This window comes from Ornithinibacillus sp. FSL M8-0202 (assembly GCF_037975285.1).
GTDB lineage: Bacteria > Bacillota > Bacilli > Bacillales > Amphibacillaceae > Ornithinibacillus > Ornithinibacillus massiliensis.
In genome coordinates, this window is sequence record NZ_CP150248.1 from 519,952 (window position 1) to 532,835 (window position 12,884).

The following is a 12,884-nucleotide window of genomic DNA, read 5'->3' on the forward strand; positions in this document are numbered from 1 at the left end:
AAAAAGGTTTTGTAAACCGGATAAGTTGCTTTAAGCAGTTTAACGGTAATACAAGTCCCCACATTAGTTTTCTTGTCCTCGGCTCTACAAGAACAGGCTCATCCTTTTTGGGTGAAGCCTGTTTTCTTGTTTTGTGTTAGCTTAAGACTTTGCATTAATCAGACAGAATAGATAAAATAAAGGAAAAAGTTAGGAGTTGGTCATATTGGCACATGAAGATTGTATATTCTGTAAAATAATTGAAGGAGAAATCCCTTCAGCTAAAGTGTATGAGGATGAACACGTACTGGCCTTTTTAGATATTAGCCAAGTCACAAAAGGACACACATTAGTGATTCCTAAAAAACATGTGAAAAACATCTACGAAACACCGAGTGAAGTTGCATCAGAATTATTTGCACGCGTTCCTCGTATCGCAAATGCTATTAAAGCAGCTTTTCAGCCTGTTGGCATGAATTTACTAAATAATAATGAAGCTCCTGCAGATCAATCTGTCTTCCATTTACATATTCATTTAATTCCACGGTATGGTGAAGGGGACGGTTTTTCATCGAATTGGAACGTTCATACGGACGATTACACTCCTAGTGATTTACAACAGATCGCTGGTCAAATAAATAAGGAAATCAATTAGTCAAACAATTTGTAAATTAATTCTTTTTATTTTTGTTGATGTTTGATATACTTATGATAAGTTTCTGCAGCTGACAACGAGTGTACAGTTGAGGAACAAAAATATATGAGCTTAGATAGCTTAGCTGAGGAGAGGTACAAATGAATACAAGGGTTTTAGTCATTTTATCACTATTAGTAGGGATGGGCGCTGTATTGCATTTTATCATGCCCCCAATTTATGGTGTAACACCAGACATGATGTTAGCTATGATGTTTATCGGTATCATGTTATTTCCTAAATTGAAATATGTTGGTGTATTAGCAATTGCAACAGGGATTTTATCGGCACTTACGACAAATGCACCTGGTGGTCAAATAGCCAATTTTATTGAAAAACCAATTACAGCCATCATCTTTTTTGCACTCTTTCTGTTAATTAAAGATCGAGTCAACATAAGAATAGGCGTACCGGTTTTAACTGCTGTTGGTACAATGATTAGTGGAGCCATTTTTCTTACATTGGCATTATATGTCGTAGGACTAATGGATGGCGTATTTGTACTCGCTTTTGCTTCTGCTGTATTACCTGCAGCTGCTTTAAATACGGTGCTGATGATTATTATTTTTCCAGTAGTCCAGCAAATATTAAAGCGATCCAAGCCAATAGCTGTTTAATGAATGATAGGATAAATCCCCTGGCATCTGTGTTGTCAGGGGATTTTTTAAGGAAAGCATTCCTAATACATACAAATAGAGAAACATGGAAAAATTATAGTGAATGGGAAGGAGCGGGATTCATATGGCAAAAGGTAAATCTCTCATGCTAGGCATAATGGTAGGAGGTGTAGTTGGAGCAGTTACAACATTATTAACTACTCCATCATCAGGTAAAGAAATTAGAAATAAGGTAAAAGACCAATCCCAAGAATGGATGGAGCTTTTGGAAAATCTTAAAATGGATGGACTACGTCTTAAAAATCAAATCGCAGCAACATCTAGAGAAGGTGTTTCCCTCATTAAGGATTTAACACAAGAAATGAAAAGCTCTATTGTCGAATGGAAAGAATCAGTAGAACCACATCAAAAAAACATTCATCAATATTTGGAACAAATTGAATCAAGCTTAAAGGATTTAGAAGAAAAAGTAAATGCTAGTAAGAAATAAAAATGAAGATAGAAACCAACACCTTGAACCGTGTTGGTTTTTTTATTACAAAGGCTCTGTTAAACTTTAATGTTGATTATAGTTCGAGATTAAGAGGCTAGGACAAAAGAATTTAACTTAAAGCAAAGACCCCGCTCCGGAAATATACTTGCGGTTGCTTCCAGCACAGGGGCGACATCTGTTCGAAAAGACCATATTTCTTTTGTTATGTCCCAGTCCCATTCGTATTACTAATGAACTGTTCATAATACTATTAAAGTGGTGGATTTTCCACACCTAAGTGAATCCAATCTTCTTTTGGTGGTCCATAAACCCCAAAAGGTTTGATGCCAGCTTGACGCATAAGAATGGTAACTTGCCCACGATGATGAACTATGTGCTTAATTAGCCCCATAAAAATTTGCGCATTTGTTTCCTCTCTACCAAATGCGGTTTGCACTTCCTTCAAGGATTCGTCAGTCCATTGTTCTTCCATGATTTTGATTACAGAAGAACTTATATGTTTAAATGTTTCAGCAATTTCTTTAGCTGAGGTAGGGACATTTTCTGCATTTTCTACTTCGTCTACTTTCAGTCCGAAATGAGCTAAATACTCTGGTATATTTGTTGTAAAATGCCAAACAATTCTTCCCAATGTACGACCTGCTGGGTAAACTTTTTGTTTTAATGAATCATCCGTTAAACCTTCCAAAACCTTTTGAGTTAGAGTTGACTCCCATTTCCATTCTCTAACAAAGTCTGCAATCGTTACATACATATACAATACCTCCATAATCACATTTCAATGATTTTTTATTTCTGAAAACACATTACAAACCGGACAATGTGTTCTGATGAACAATGAGGACACCTAATTCCTTCCTTGAAGCGCGTTTCTCTCATTTCATTGATTAAACGACCACCAGCAGAGAGAAAAAATTCAACATAGCGTTTAACCCATTGATATACTTGCTCTTTTTCGGTATGCGGTAATTTGTCGATATAATTTAACAAGCTTCTAAACGCTTCGCTCACCCTGACACCGCAATCGAACACTTGTTCTTTCGATAAGAATATCAAGAATTCGGACAGGTGTCAATTATCAACATTTACCTTTAACTGAGTCACTACAAATTAAGCTTGAAAGATGGTTAATCACTATTCTTCCTTGAAACTTTTTACCTTCTCCTTCTAGCATTAAAAAACCTGCAGGCCATATAAGCCTACAGGTTTCATCATTATCATTTATTATTCAATTCCTTCTGTCCACTCCGCAACTTTATCTGGATTTTCTTCTACCCATTTAGCTGCTGCTTCTTCTTCGTTCATACCTTCAGAGATATCAAGCATAACGGATTCTAAATCTTCTGGAGTCCAGAAGAAGTTATCAAGCACTTGGTAAGCTTCTGGTAAATCGTCCTTTAAACCTTTGCGAACCATCGTTTCAATAGTTTCCGCTCCACCGAATGTACCCTTTGGATCTTCTAAATATTTCAGATCATATTTAGCGAATTTCCAGTGCGGAGACCAACCAGTTACAATAACTTCTTCTTCGTTGTCATACGCTTCTCCTAAAGCAGTGGCCATTGCACCACTTGAAGAGGTTACGACTTCCCAATCCTCGAGGTTTTCATAATCTTCTAATGCTTGTTCAGATGTTGCTACTACACCTGCTCCTGGTTCAATTCCAGTAATCTTTTTACCAGCTTCATCAGATAGATCTTCAATTGAATCAACATCCATATATGATGGTACGACTAGCCCAATTTTAGCTCCTTCTAGATTAGGACCAAGCTGCTCCATTTGGTCACCATATTGCTCATATTGACTGCCATGTGTCGCTGGTAGCCATGCAGCAACCATTGCATCAGCTTCACCATTTGCTACCGCTTCCCACATTATGGAATTATCTAATGCTGTTAATTTTACATCATATCCTAAGTCTTCTAACACTTTACCTACAACATTTGTAGAAGCAATTTCAGTATCCCATGTTACATAAGCCAGATTAATTTCTTTCCCTGCTTCTGATGAACCTTCATCATTAGATGAATTATTGTCTGATGAGCAACCAGCTGCAAATAATGATAATGATAATCCAGCAATCAATCCTAGACGTTTCCAGTTACGTTTAAACATAATAGTTAACTCCCCTTTTAAAATAATGTATTTATATGGAACTTTTCATCCAGAAAAGTTTACCAATAATACCCCTTATGAGGCACAAGCATTCCCGCACTTGCAGCGGAAGCATGCCTGATTTAAGCATTGTTTTGCTTATTCATGCTCTGTGTAAAACGATCAATTATAATCGCTACTATTACAATTCCTATACCGGCAACAAACCCTGTACCGACATCAGAGCGCTGTAATGCTGTTAATACTTCTTTCCCAAGACCTGGTGCTCCTATCATAGAAGCAATAACGACCATTGATAACGCAAGCATGACAGTCTGATTTATACCAGCCATAATGGTAGCCTTTGCCATTGGTAGCTCTACTTTAAAAAGTTTTTGAGCACCCGTACTACCAAATGCTTCTGAAGCTTCAATTAGCTCTTTTGAGACTTGACGGATTCCTAAATTCGTAAATCGAACAGTAGGTGGTGTTGCAAAGATTAGCGATGCGAATACACCTGGAACCATTCCAATTCCAAAGAACGCAACCGCTGGAATTAAATATACGAATGCAGGCATCGTCTGCATGAAATCTAGTACTGGTTTAAGAATTGCTTCTGCTGTTTTACTTTTAGACATTAGTATGCCGATAGGGACACCTATTATAATAGAGAGTAAACTTGCTATCAGTACTAGCGTGACCGTGCTCATTAACTCTTCCCAGTATCCTTGATTGTAAATTAACCATAGTCCAACAAATGAAAAGATTGTCAAACCAATTTTCTTCTTAGATAAAACAAATGCTATAATAGCGATAATAATCATAAATATATATGGCGGTATTAACATTAATACATCTTCAGAAAACCATTCCATAAAACTACCGAGATGTTGTTTTATCGGATCAAAGAAAATAGCAAATGTATCCTTTGTCCAACTCGTAAAATCCTTAGCCCAATCTGCTATCGGTATTCCTTCTGTAAACCATTCTTTAAACATGTTCTAGATTCACCTCACTATCCCCTGCAAGAGCAGCAATGACAGCACCTCGTACAATTATTCCTACCAGTTTCTTATCTTGAACAACTGCTACAGGAACAGGTGAACCATTGATTACATTAAAAATGTCTTGCATAGAAGTTTCTTTTTCTACCTCTTTAATATCAGTCCGCATAATTTCTTTTAAGTCACGAACATCTTGTTTCCTTGCTTCCGAAGCATCATCAGCTGTTACATAACCTTTTAGATTACGTTTACTATCTACTACTAGAATGCTAGATATACCAGATTCCTTCATCCGCTCTAATGCTACACGTGGACCATGCTTTTCAATATTTATCGTCTCCGGTCGCTTCATGATATGTTGTGCCGTTAATACTTTTGAACGGTCAACATCCTCCACAAATCGTTCAACATACTCATTAGCAGGATTAACTAATATTTCCTCCGGTGTTCCGATCTGAACGATCGAGCCATCCTTCATAAGTGCAATTCGGTCCCCGATCCGTAACGCCTCATCTAAATCATGTGTAATAAAAATAATCGTCTTTTTCATAGTAGATTGTAAGTCGATTAATTCATCTTGCATGTCCTTACGTATTAAGGGGTCAAGTGCTGAGAATGCTTCATCCATTAGAAGTACTTCCGGATCATTAGCTAACGCTCTAGCTAGACCTACACGTTGTTGCATACCACCAGATAGCTGGTCAGGCTTTTGATCGGCGTAACCACCTAATCCTACAAGCTCAAGTGCTTCTTTTGCTTTTTTCGTTCTTTCCTCTTTAGGAATCTTTTGTACCTCTAATCCAAATTCCGTATTTTGTAAAACCGTACGATTGGGAAATAGTGCAAAACGCTGGAACACCATGCCAAGTTTTTCACGACGTACTTGACGTAGCTCCTTCTTATCCATTTTTGCCAAATCCTGCCCATCAACTAACATGCTTCCTTCTGTCGGGTCGATTAATCGATTTATCAGTCTTACTAACGTTGATTTACCACTACCAGATAACCCCATAATAACGAAGATTTCTCCTGGCTCAACCGTAAATGATGCTCGATTAACACCAACAGTACTACCTGTCTTTTTTAAAATTTCTTCCTTTGATAATCCTTTATCCAAAAGCTCTAATGCCTGCTTTGGATTTTTCCCAAAAACCTTTGATAGGTTTTTTGCCTCGATAATCGGCAAAACCTTCACCTCTTTCTATACAATAATATCTATCCATTAAATCCTTGATTAATAGATTGATTTGTTAAACGCCGTGTTTTGCTTACTTTATTACTATATACTTTATTGTACGAACAGGACAAACTTGATATTCTTTAATTTTCGAACATATAAATTGTACAGTTTATTCTGTATTAATTATATAGCATCTTTCCTTATAAATACTCCATAATACTCCATAATCCACCTGAACTATCCATTTTTAATTAAAGGGATACTATTGTAACCTTAAGTTAGGTACATATAGGAGGGTTGCATGTTGAATAGCAGCAACGAAACGATTATGAATGGTATATTATTGGAATTCGCTAAAACAATTGAATTATTTGAGCTATCCCCTTTAGAAGCTAGAGTATTTACGATACTATATATGGAAGCACGACCTCTAACGTTAGATGAACTTAGTGAAGCATTAGGAAAAAGTAAAACATCCATGAGTAATAGTGTAAGAAGTTTAGTCGATCAAAATCTTGTAAAGCGAGTGTGGAAAAAGGGAGTACGAAAGGATTTATATCAAGCCAACAATCAACTTTTTAAGCACTTCATGAATTCCTACCTAAAGAAATGGCTTGATGCCACAGCTGATCGTAAAGATGCATTGCTAGAAATTCAAGGTCAAATTGAACAGATAACTACAGATGAAAGAAATCGAGATTTAGAGAATAAGCTGCTTCAAATCATGCAGTTTCATATACAATTAGAAGAATTCTTTCATGAAGCTTCCCAAATAAAAAAAGATGACTTATAGGAGATACTCTATAAGCCATCTTTTTTTAGGATTTGAATAAATTCATCTAATAAGTCCGGAAAATACCCTTCTCTTCTTAAAGCATAAATTGTATCTGTTGGATTTAGTTTTGGATTCAGTAACCCTGCAAACCTAGCTAAAAGAGAGGAATAATGCAGTAACCCCTCTTCTTTCTGTTCTATATACTCCGAATTAATCTTCTCTAATATATGAAATATTTCCTTATACTCTTCTTCTGTTATTTCATTTTCGATAACAAGCTTCGTGAAAGGGAATTTATTCACATCGATAATTCTCGTTAGCAACTGTAAATGAAATGTTGCCAGATTGTTATGCTCACTCATCTCGAACCCCCTCTTTCGCCCACTCTTTTCATAGTTATCAGAATATATTTTCAATTGCTAGTATTTTTATATAATTTTTTTCGTAAATCCTATTGCAATTTCCTTTATAAGATACTATCATCAATAAGGCTTTAGAATTAATAGTCATTCCTTTAGACAATCATTCATAGTCTAACATAACGAAGTGAAGGAGAAGGCATAATATGAATTGCTGGAAATCTGTTAATTTAAATAAGCAATATGGTATGAGATGGATTAATTTAATATCTTGTTTTACTAGTCTTATAACCTTTATCATACTTTATGTACCATTCTCCATGTTACATCAAGGTAATTCAGTTAGTGATTCAGGAATTTTCCTATTTGTACTGGCAATCATCTTATTGCCAACACTTCATTCTTTATTGCATATTTTACCATTAATTATGATAAATAGAAAAATGAAATTAATAATTAATCGAAAACGAGGACTACCGATACTTACCTTCTATACGGATGCGCGAATTAAGAAATATGCTTATATTTTATCAGCCCTAACCCCTACCATTGTCTTAACAATTCCAGGGATTATTGCATCATTACTTTTTCCAAGTATATACGTTTATTTTCTTTTATTCACATCTATCAATGTAGGCATGTCCTTTTTAGACTTTTTATCGATTAAACATATTATCAAAGCACCTAGACAATCTTTTGTGGAAAAAGACGATCAAGGCTTTGATATACTATTGAAAGCGAACTAGAAGAGGCATCTAATCTTGCCTCTTCTTTTTTACTATCCAATAATTGAATTTTTTGTTACAGTATTTTATATGTACTAACTTACTATCATGTCATTTTAATGGTTTTTTTATACATAACGCATTATTAAGCAGTATTGCACGAGGAGGTTGTAAGGTATGTTCCTTATTTTTCTTATTTATGGATTTATCATTTTAGTTATATTTAATTCTTTAACAGATAAATTTTGTAAAAAATTGGAGATGAACGATAACAAGCAAGCGACTGTATTTCGATTTACTAATATTATGATACTTATCTTACTTGTATCCTCATACATTAAAGTATTAAATGCTATGGTTTAAACATCACTTGTCCTAATGGTAACTAGCTCCATGTCATCATTTTTACTTTCCATTACAATTTCAAGATAAAGTGAATCAATTTCATAATTGCTCTTTTTAAAAATTCACAGACCTACAGAATTTCTAAAATATACTTTTAAAAAACAATAATCACGCGGCTTGTTGCTGCTGAATTAATTGTGCATTCATACGATCTGCCGCTAACTTTGAAGCGTTATAAACAAGCGTAACTATGTCAAAATGACCTTTTGCACGCTTTCCAGTACGATATCGAACATTGTTTAGTTGAAAGAATTCTTTAAGATAAGCATTAACTCTTTCGACCGCAGTGCGACGTTTAAAAATATTTTTCCATGCCATCGATCCACGAGCTGGTGCCGAATATTTTCTAAGATCTGTCGTTATTTTCATTTTAAAAACCTTTTGACAGATGCCTTCGTTAGCCAATGGACAGTCACTACATTCTTTTGGTCTTGTATATTTTAAGGTTTCATATTTGGCATCAAAACTGTCGTAACGATAAGAATGCTCTCTGAAACAAGTAGGGGCAAAATGTTTATCAAAACCGATTGGTTCTCTTTCATTTCGCTTGTTGTATGCGATGATTGAGCGTTGTCCCATGCGGTGTACCTGTTCGTAGATGGGTTCATAATCATAGCCAGCGTCCATGGTTTGATAACACAAGGAAGAAAGAGATAAATTTTCATGGATTCCTTTCAGTAAAGGAATCGCTGCTTTACTATCATGTAAGTTTCCGGAAGAAAAAGCAGTCTGAAGAATATACTGACTCGACGTACCAACGGCTAAATTACCTTTATAGCCAAACCAAAAAACATTCTTACCTTCTGAATTCTTTTTCACACCCCACTTCGGGTCTACAGGCATTTCAGAGCGTAATTCATCTAAAGGTGCGTCTAATTGAGCTTCAATTTTCTTTTCATAAAGAGGCAGACTAGCTTCCTTTTCAGCTTGTTCTTTTAGCCATTGGTCACGCTCTTCTTTGGATTTGCGACCACGTTTTTTCGGCTCTGGTTTTGACTTTTCTTCTTTTGATGGTGCTTGATCACGAGCTTCAAAATGAGTGGCATCAATAGCGACTGTATCATCTGTAATAAAACCTTCTTCAATTGCTTGGAGGACAACTTTTTCAAATACATCCTCCAAAATATTGGACTCCACTAATTTCGTTAGGAGTCGAGAATAAGAGGATTCAGAAGGTACCCTATCTGAAACTAGGAACCCGCAATTTAGTTTAAAGGTAATATCATCCTTGAGGCGTTGAATAAGATCCTTTACCATCGGAATACGCTCAATATATCTAACGAAAATAGAGATAATCATGGCGGCATAGTTTAGTTCTTCCGGTGCGCCAAGTCGTGATTTTTTCGTTACTACATGATAGATTTTATCCAAGTCTATCGCTGCAATAATGGCATCATATTTTTGGGTAGGCTCCATGTCATATAATTCCTGGATGCCAAATAAACTTGGTTGTCGTATAATGGTCATAAGAAGCACTCCTTCAGTCTTTTTATGGTTGTATAGTCAACTACCATTATACAAGATTTGGGGAGGTGCTTCTTTTTTCAACTCTCAAAACCGTTGGGAGACATGGACTAAGAATTATGAAATTCATTCAAAGTGTGTAAAAAATAAGTAATTCCTGGATTTAGCTATTATTTTATTGATAAACTATGGTATATTAATCATTAGTTATACGAAGTAATAAAGAAGAGATTAGGAGTGTAATGTAATGAAGAAACTAACAATCGCTGCAACTATTACAGCAGGTGTTTTATTATTATCTGGATGCAGTAATGATGCAAATTCAGAGGTAGTTGTAGAATCTACCGTAGGAGACATCACAAAGGAAGACTTCTATAATGAAATGAAAAATTATATTGGTGAAAGCGCGCTTTACAATATGGTTGTCATTAAAGTATTAGAAGATAAATATGAAGTATCAGATGAAGAATTAGATAATGCGGTACAAGAAGCCAAAGATGCGCAAGGTGATATGTTCACCATGTGGTTAACACAACAAGGTTATCCAGATGAAGAAGCATTCCGTGACCAAACATATCAAAGACTACTGCAAGAAAAACTAATGTTTGAGGATATTGAATTCTCCGATGAAGAACTTGAAGATAAATTCAATGAAATGAAAGAAAATCGAGAAATCGAAATTCGTGCTAGTCATATCCTAATTGAAAAAAATGAAGACAGAACTGAAGAAGAAACAGAAGCACTTGTTGCAGAAGTACAAAAGAAACTTGATGAGGGCGAAGATTTTGCAGAACTTGCAAAAGAATACTCTGATGATGGAAGTGCTGCTAATGGTGGCGACTTAGGTTACTTCACAACCGGTAGAATGGTAAAGGAATTCGAAGATGCTGCTTTTAGTTTAGAAGAGGGTGAAATTAGCGGGCCAGTTGAATCTAACTTTGGTACACACTTCATCCAAGTAACAGAAGTTCCTACCTTTGAGGATAAAAAAGAAGACATTCGTCGTCAATTAGCATTAGAGCAAATTGATTACACTGATGTTCAATCTAAATTGGACAAGCTTATCGAAGATGCTGGCGTTGATGTAAAAATCGAAGAATACAAAGATTTGTTCACTACTCCAGAAGCACAAGGTTAATAAACGAAGACTGCCACCAAATCTGAATTTGGTGGCAGTTTTTTACCTAATTAGTTACTTCCTTTTGTTCTTGTCTACGTTGCTCACGTTCTTCCTCTATTCTTTTCATGTACACTTGACCTTCACGTTCAATATATTGCTTCTCCAGTGCCCTTTCCGCCCGCATTGCTCGAAAAGCCATATAACCACTAAAGAAAATAAATAAAATAACCATGAAAACCCACCAAGGCATTCCAAATATCATTATTCTACCCCCTTGTCCATTGCTACTTACTCCAATTATATGTACAAGAGGGTAGAATATTACTTAAAAAAACTGCTCATTCAAACGTAGGCTTATAGAACGAACGATTGTCCATTGCATATAAACGCTCCGTAAATTCACCAGGCTTCACTTTATCTAATGCACGATTTAACATATTCATCTTTGCATCGATTAAATCAATTAAATGCAATAATTCCGCTTCTCTTACTAATGGCGGTGTCGGACTTCCCCACTCGGCTTTTCCGTGATGTGATAAAACCAAATGCTGTAGGATAAGGACTTCTTCTCCATCAACTTCTAACTCTCTTGCTATATGACCAATTTCCTCTACCATCATTGGTATATGACCAAGTAATTTCCCTTGAAGTGTATAGGTAGTAGATACAACACCAGATAACTCTTTTAACTTACCAATATCATGTAATATAATGCCAGCATATAAAAGGTCCTTATTTACTTGTGGATATAGGTCACATAATTCCCTAGCGATTTTTAACATACTGACAATATGATGGGCAAGACCAGACACATACTCATGATGGTTACGTGTAGCTGCTGGATAAAGGGATAGTGGTTCTTGATACTTTTTAATAATTGCTCGAACAATTCGCTGAATCGTTGGATTTTGCATTTCAAAAATAATCTCTGTCAGCCTAGTCATCAGCTCTTCCCGTTCTACGGGGGCTTTTTCTAGAAGATCAGCAACTTGAATACCATCTGTCGCCTGTGCTAGTCGAATCGAATTGATTCGCATTTGAGGTTTCCCACGAAATTGATTTATTTCACCAGTAATGCGAATAATTTGTTCCTGAACAAACAGTGCTTCATCTTCCCCAGTCACGTCCCAAAGCTTTGCTTCGATTTCCCCTGTTGCATCTCGTAATACAAGTGTTAAAAACGGTTTACCATTACTTGCCGTTCCTTTCGTTGCATCCTTTATTAGGACAAATCCTTCAAATGAATCTCCTATTTGATGATGGCCAATCCCTTTTCCCATTCCTTTTATCATGTTATCGTTCCTCCCCCATAATAGAAATGAGATTGACTTGCATTCAAAAAGCAAACGTCAATCTCAGCTGTTAACATCTTTTAATTGTTCTTCGGTATATATTCGAATATCTTACCAGACTCCACGACATGGATGAAATTCATTAGCCATTTATAATAATTCTTCGCATATTCTAAGCGGTCCATATCGCGTTCAATTCTCTCTTTTAGTTCTTCGTCTTCTGTAGCATCATATAGCTTTCTTAACTCCTCTAACGTCTCTTCAGCCTCTTCGATATTTGATTCTGTATTCTTTCTCCATCGATTGCCGAATAAGGAAGTAAAGGATTTATACCAATCCTCCTCGGAACGATACAAATCTTTACGGATTCCCTTTCTAAAGGCAGTTTCTACCATTTTCATATCGGATAATGCTCTTACGCCCGTAGACATACTTGTCTTACTCATTTCAAGAGCTTCTCGCATATCATCTAATGTCATCGGCTCATCAGAAAAATATAGAACCCCATATAATCTACCTATGGAAGATGTTAAGCCATATAAGTTCATATTCTTCGCTATTGTTTGGATGAACTTTTCAATTGTTTCTTCATGTTTTTCCCATTCTCTACTATCTTTGTCCTCTGTCACCGGATGTACCTCCATTTATGCTTGATATACGAAGCCCAACACATGATATAAATA

The 12,884-nt window shown here is 35.9% G+C and carries 15 protein-coding genes and 1 pseudogene; 6 read left to right on the forward strand and 10 right to left on the reverse strand.

Features of this window, described 5'->3' with window-relative positions:
- Window positions 1-205: 205 nt before the first annotated feature.
- From MKY78_RS02660 to MKY78_RS02670, 3 genes are all read left to right on the forward strand, one after another.
- Window positions 206-634: an HIT family protein gene (locus MKY78_RS02660; protein ID WP_339215972.1), complete on the forward strand. Its 429-nt coding sequence runs from the start codon at window positions 206-208 to the stop codon at window positions 632-634.
- A 140-nt stretch (window positions 635-774) separates the two neighbouring features.
- Complete coding sequence (locus MKY78_RS02665; RefSeq protein WP_186869332.1) at window positions 775-1,290, forward strand: tryptophan transporter; 516 nt, start codon at window positions 775-777, stop codon at window positions 1,288-1,290.
- Between the two features lie 124 nt (window positions 1,291-1,414).
- Window positions 1,415-1,780 carry a YtxH domain-containing protein gene (locus MKY78_RS02670; RefSeq protein WP_339215975.1) on the forward strand — a complete coding sequence of 122 codons (366 nt, stop codon included), beginning with the start codon at window positions 1,415-1,417 and terminating at the stop codon, window positions 1,778-1,780.
- A 253-nt stretch (window positions 1,781-2,033) separates the two neighbouring features.
- Here the strand turns inward: MKY78_RS02670 and MKY78_RS02675 are convergent, their stop codons facing one another.
- The 5 genes and pseudogenes from MKY78_RS02675 to MKY78_RS02695 form a co-directional block, all read right to left on the reverse strand.
- Window positions 2,034-2,537 (reverse strand): DinB family protein, encoded by a 504-nt coding sequence (locus tag MKY78_RS02675; protein ID WP_339215977.1) that lies wholly within the window; start codon window positions 2,535-2,537, stop codon window positions 2,034-2,036.
- A 56-nt stretch (window positions 2,538-2,593) separates the two neighbouring features.
- A pseudogene (locus MKY78_RS02680) lies at window positions 2,594-2,794 on the reverse strand (IS1595 family transposase); the annotation flags it as partial.
- Between the two features lie 213 nt (window positions 2,795-3,007).
- Window positions 3,008-3,898 carry a glycine betaine ABC transporter substrate-binding protein gene (locus MKY78_RS02685; RefSeq protein ID WP_339215979.1) on the reverse strand — a complete coding sequence of 297 codons (891 nt, stop codon included), beginning with the start codon at window positions 3,896-3,898 and terminating at the stop codon, window positions 3,008-3,010.
- A gap of 122 nt (window positions 3,899-4,020) precedes the next feature.
- Window positions 4,021-4,875 carry a proline/glycine betaine ABC transporter permease gene (locus MKY78_RS02690; protein WP_339215981.1) on the reverse strand — a complete coding sequence of 285 codons (855 nt, stop codon included), beginning with the start codon at window positions 4,873-4,875 and terminating at the stop codon, window positions 4,021-4,023.
- Window positions 4,868-6,067: a glycine betaine/L-proline ABC transporter ATP-binding protein gene (locus MKY78_RS02695; protein WP_339215983.1), complete on the reverse strand. Its 1,200-nt coding sequence runs from the start codon at window positions 6,065-6,067 to the stop codon at window positions 4,868-4,870. The genes MKY78_RS02690 and MKY78_RS02695 overlap by 8 nt, the downstream gene beginning before the upstream one ends.
- 295 nt (window positions 6,068-6,362) lie before the next feature.
- Here MKY78_RS02695 and MKY78_RS02700 point away from each other — a divergent pair, with 295 nt between their 5' ends.
- Window positions 6,363-6,854 (forward strand): helix-turn-helix domain-containing protein, encoded by a 492-nt coding sequence (locus MKY78_RS02700; RefSeq protein ID WP_339215985.1) that lies wholly within the window; start codon window positions 6,363-6,365, stop codon window positions 6,852-6,854.
- A gap of 8 nt (window positions 6,855-6,862) precedes the next feature.
- Here MKY78_RS02700 and MKY78_RS02705 read toward each other — a convergent pair whose 3' ends face one another.
- Window positions 6,863-7,198: a DUF1878 family protein gene (locus MKY78_RS02705; protein ID WP_339215986.1), complete on the reverse strand. Its 336-nt coding sequence runs from the start codon at window positions 7,196-7,198 to the stop codon at window positions 6,863-6,865.
- A 203-nt stretch (window positions 7,199-7,401) separates the two neighbouring features.
- Here MKY78_RS02705 and MKY78_RS02710 point away from each other — a divergent pair, with 203 nt between their 5' ends.
- Complete coding sequence (locus tag MKY78_RS02710) at window positions 7,402-7,941, forward strand: DUF3267 domain-containing protein (RefSeq protein ID WP_339215987.1); 540 nt, start codon at window positions 7,402-7,404, stop codon at window positions 7,939-7,941.
- A 492-nt stretch (window positions 7,942-8,433) separates the two neighbouring features.
- Here MKY78_RS02710 and MKY78_RS02715 read toward each other — a convergent pair whose 3' ends face one another.
- Complete coding sequence (locus tag MKY78_RS02715) at window positions 8,434-9,792, reverse strand: IS1182 family transposase (RefSeq protein WP_339214434.1); 1,359 nt, start codon at window positions 9,790-9,792, stop codon at window positions 8,434-8,436.
- A gap of 244 nt (window positions 9,793-10,036) precedes the next feature.
- Here MKY78_RS02715 and MKY78_RS02720 point away from each other — a divergent pair, with 244 nt between their 5' ends.
- Window positions 10,037-10,927, forward strand: coding sequence for a peptidylprolyl isomerase (locus MKY78_RS02720; RefSeq protein WP_339215989.1), 891 nt, complete (start codon window positions 10,037-10,039; stop codon window positions 10,925-10,927).
- Window positions 10,928-10,973: 46 nt separating this feature from the next.
- Here MKY78_RS02720 and MKY78_RS02725 read toward each other — a convergent pair whose 3' ends face one another.
- The 3 genes from MKY78_RS02725 to MKY78_RS02735 form a co-directional block, all read right to left on the reverse strand.
- Complete coding sequence (locus tag MKY78_RS02725) at window positions 10,974-11,171, reverse strand: sporulation YhaL family protein (RefSeq protein WP_186869323.1); 198 nt, start codon at window positions 11,169-11,171, stop codon at window positions 10,974-10,976.
- A gap of 76 nt (window positions 11,172-11,247) precedes the next feature.
- On the reverse strand, window positions 11,248-12,189 hold the full coding sequence (gene yhaM / locus MKY78_RS02730) for a 3'-5' exoribonuclease YhaM (RefSeq protein WP_339217804.1): 942 nt from the start codon (window positions 12,187-12,189) through the stop codon (window positions 11,248-11,250).
- A 92-nt stretch (window positions 12,190-12,281) separates the two neighbouring features.
- Complete coding sequence (locus tag MKY78_RS02735) at window positions 12,282-12,830, reverse strand: GbsR/MarR family transcriptional regulator (RefSeq protein ID WP_339215991.1); 549 nt, start codon at window positions 12,828-12,830, stop codon at window positions 12,282-12,284.
- Window positions 12,831-12,884: the final 54 nt, after the last annotated feature.

What these genes read in the sequence shown, in the direction of transcription:
- MKY78_RS02665 (WP_186869332.1), top strand. Translation starts at nt 775, where the DNA reads ATGAATACAAGGGTTTTAGTCATTTTATCACTATTAGTAGGGATGGGC.
- MKY78_RS02670 (WP_339215975.1), top strand. Translation starts at nt 1,415, where the DNA reads ATGGCAAAAGGTAAATCTCTCATGCTAGGCATAATGGTAGGAGGTGTA.
- MKY78_RS02675 (WP_339215977.1), bottom strand. Translation starts at nt 2,537, where the DNA reads ATGTATGTAACGATTGCAGACTTTGTTAGAGAATGGAAATGGGAGTCA.
- MKY78_RS02685 (WP_339215979.1), bottom strand. Translation starts at nt 3,898, where the DNA reads ATGTTTAAACGTAACTGGAAACGTCTAGGATTGATTGCTGGATTATCA.
- MKY78_RS02690 (WP_339215981.1), bottom strand. Translation starts at nt 4,875, where the DNA reads ATGTTTAAAGAATGGTTTACAGAAGGAATACCGATAGCAGATTGGGCT.
- MKY78_RS02700 (WP_339215985.1), top strand. Translation starts at nt 6,363, where the DNA reads ATGTTGAATAGCAGCAACGAAACGATTATGAATGGTATATTATTGGAA.
- MKY78_RS02705 (WP_339215986.1), bottom strand. Translation starts at nt 7,198, where the DNA reads ATGAGTGAGCATAACAATCTGGCAACATTTCATTTACAGTTGCTAACG.
- MKY78_RS02710 (WP_339215987.1), top strand. Translation starts at nt 7,402, where the DNA reads ATGAATTGCTGGAAATCTGTTAATTTAAATAAGCAATATGGTATGAGA.
- MKY78_RS02715 (WP_339214434.1), bottom strand. Translation starts at nt 9,792, where the DNA reads ATGACCATTATACGACAACCAAGTTTATTTGGCATCCAGGAATTATAT.
- MKY78_RS02720 (WP_339215989.1), top strand. Translation starts at nt 10,037, where the DNA reads ATGAAGAAACTAACAATCGCTGCAACTATTACAGCAGGTGTTTTATTA.
- MKY78_RS02725 (WP_186869323.1), bottom strand. Translation starts at nt 11,171, where the DNA reads ATGATATTTGGAATGCCTTGGTGGGTTTTCATGGTTATTTTATTTATT.
- yhaM (WP_339217804.1), bottom strand. Translation starts at nt 12,189, where the DNA reads ATGGGAAAAGGGATTGGCCATCATCAAATAGGAGATTCATTTGAAGGA.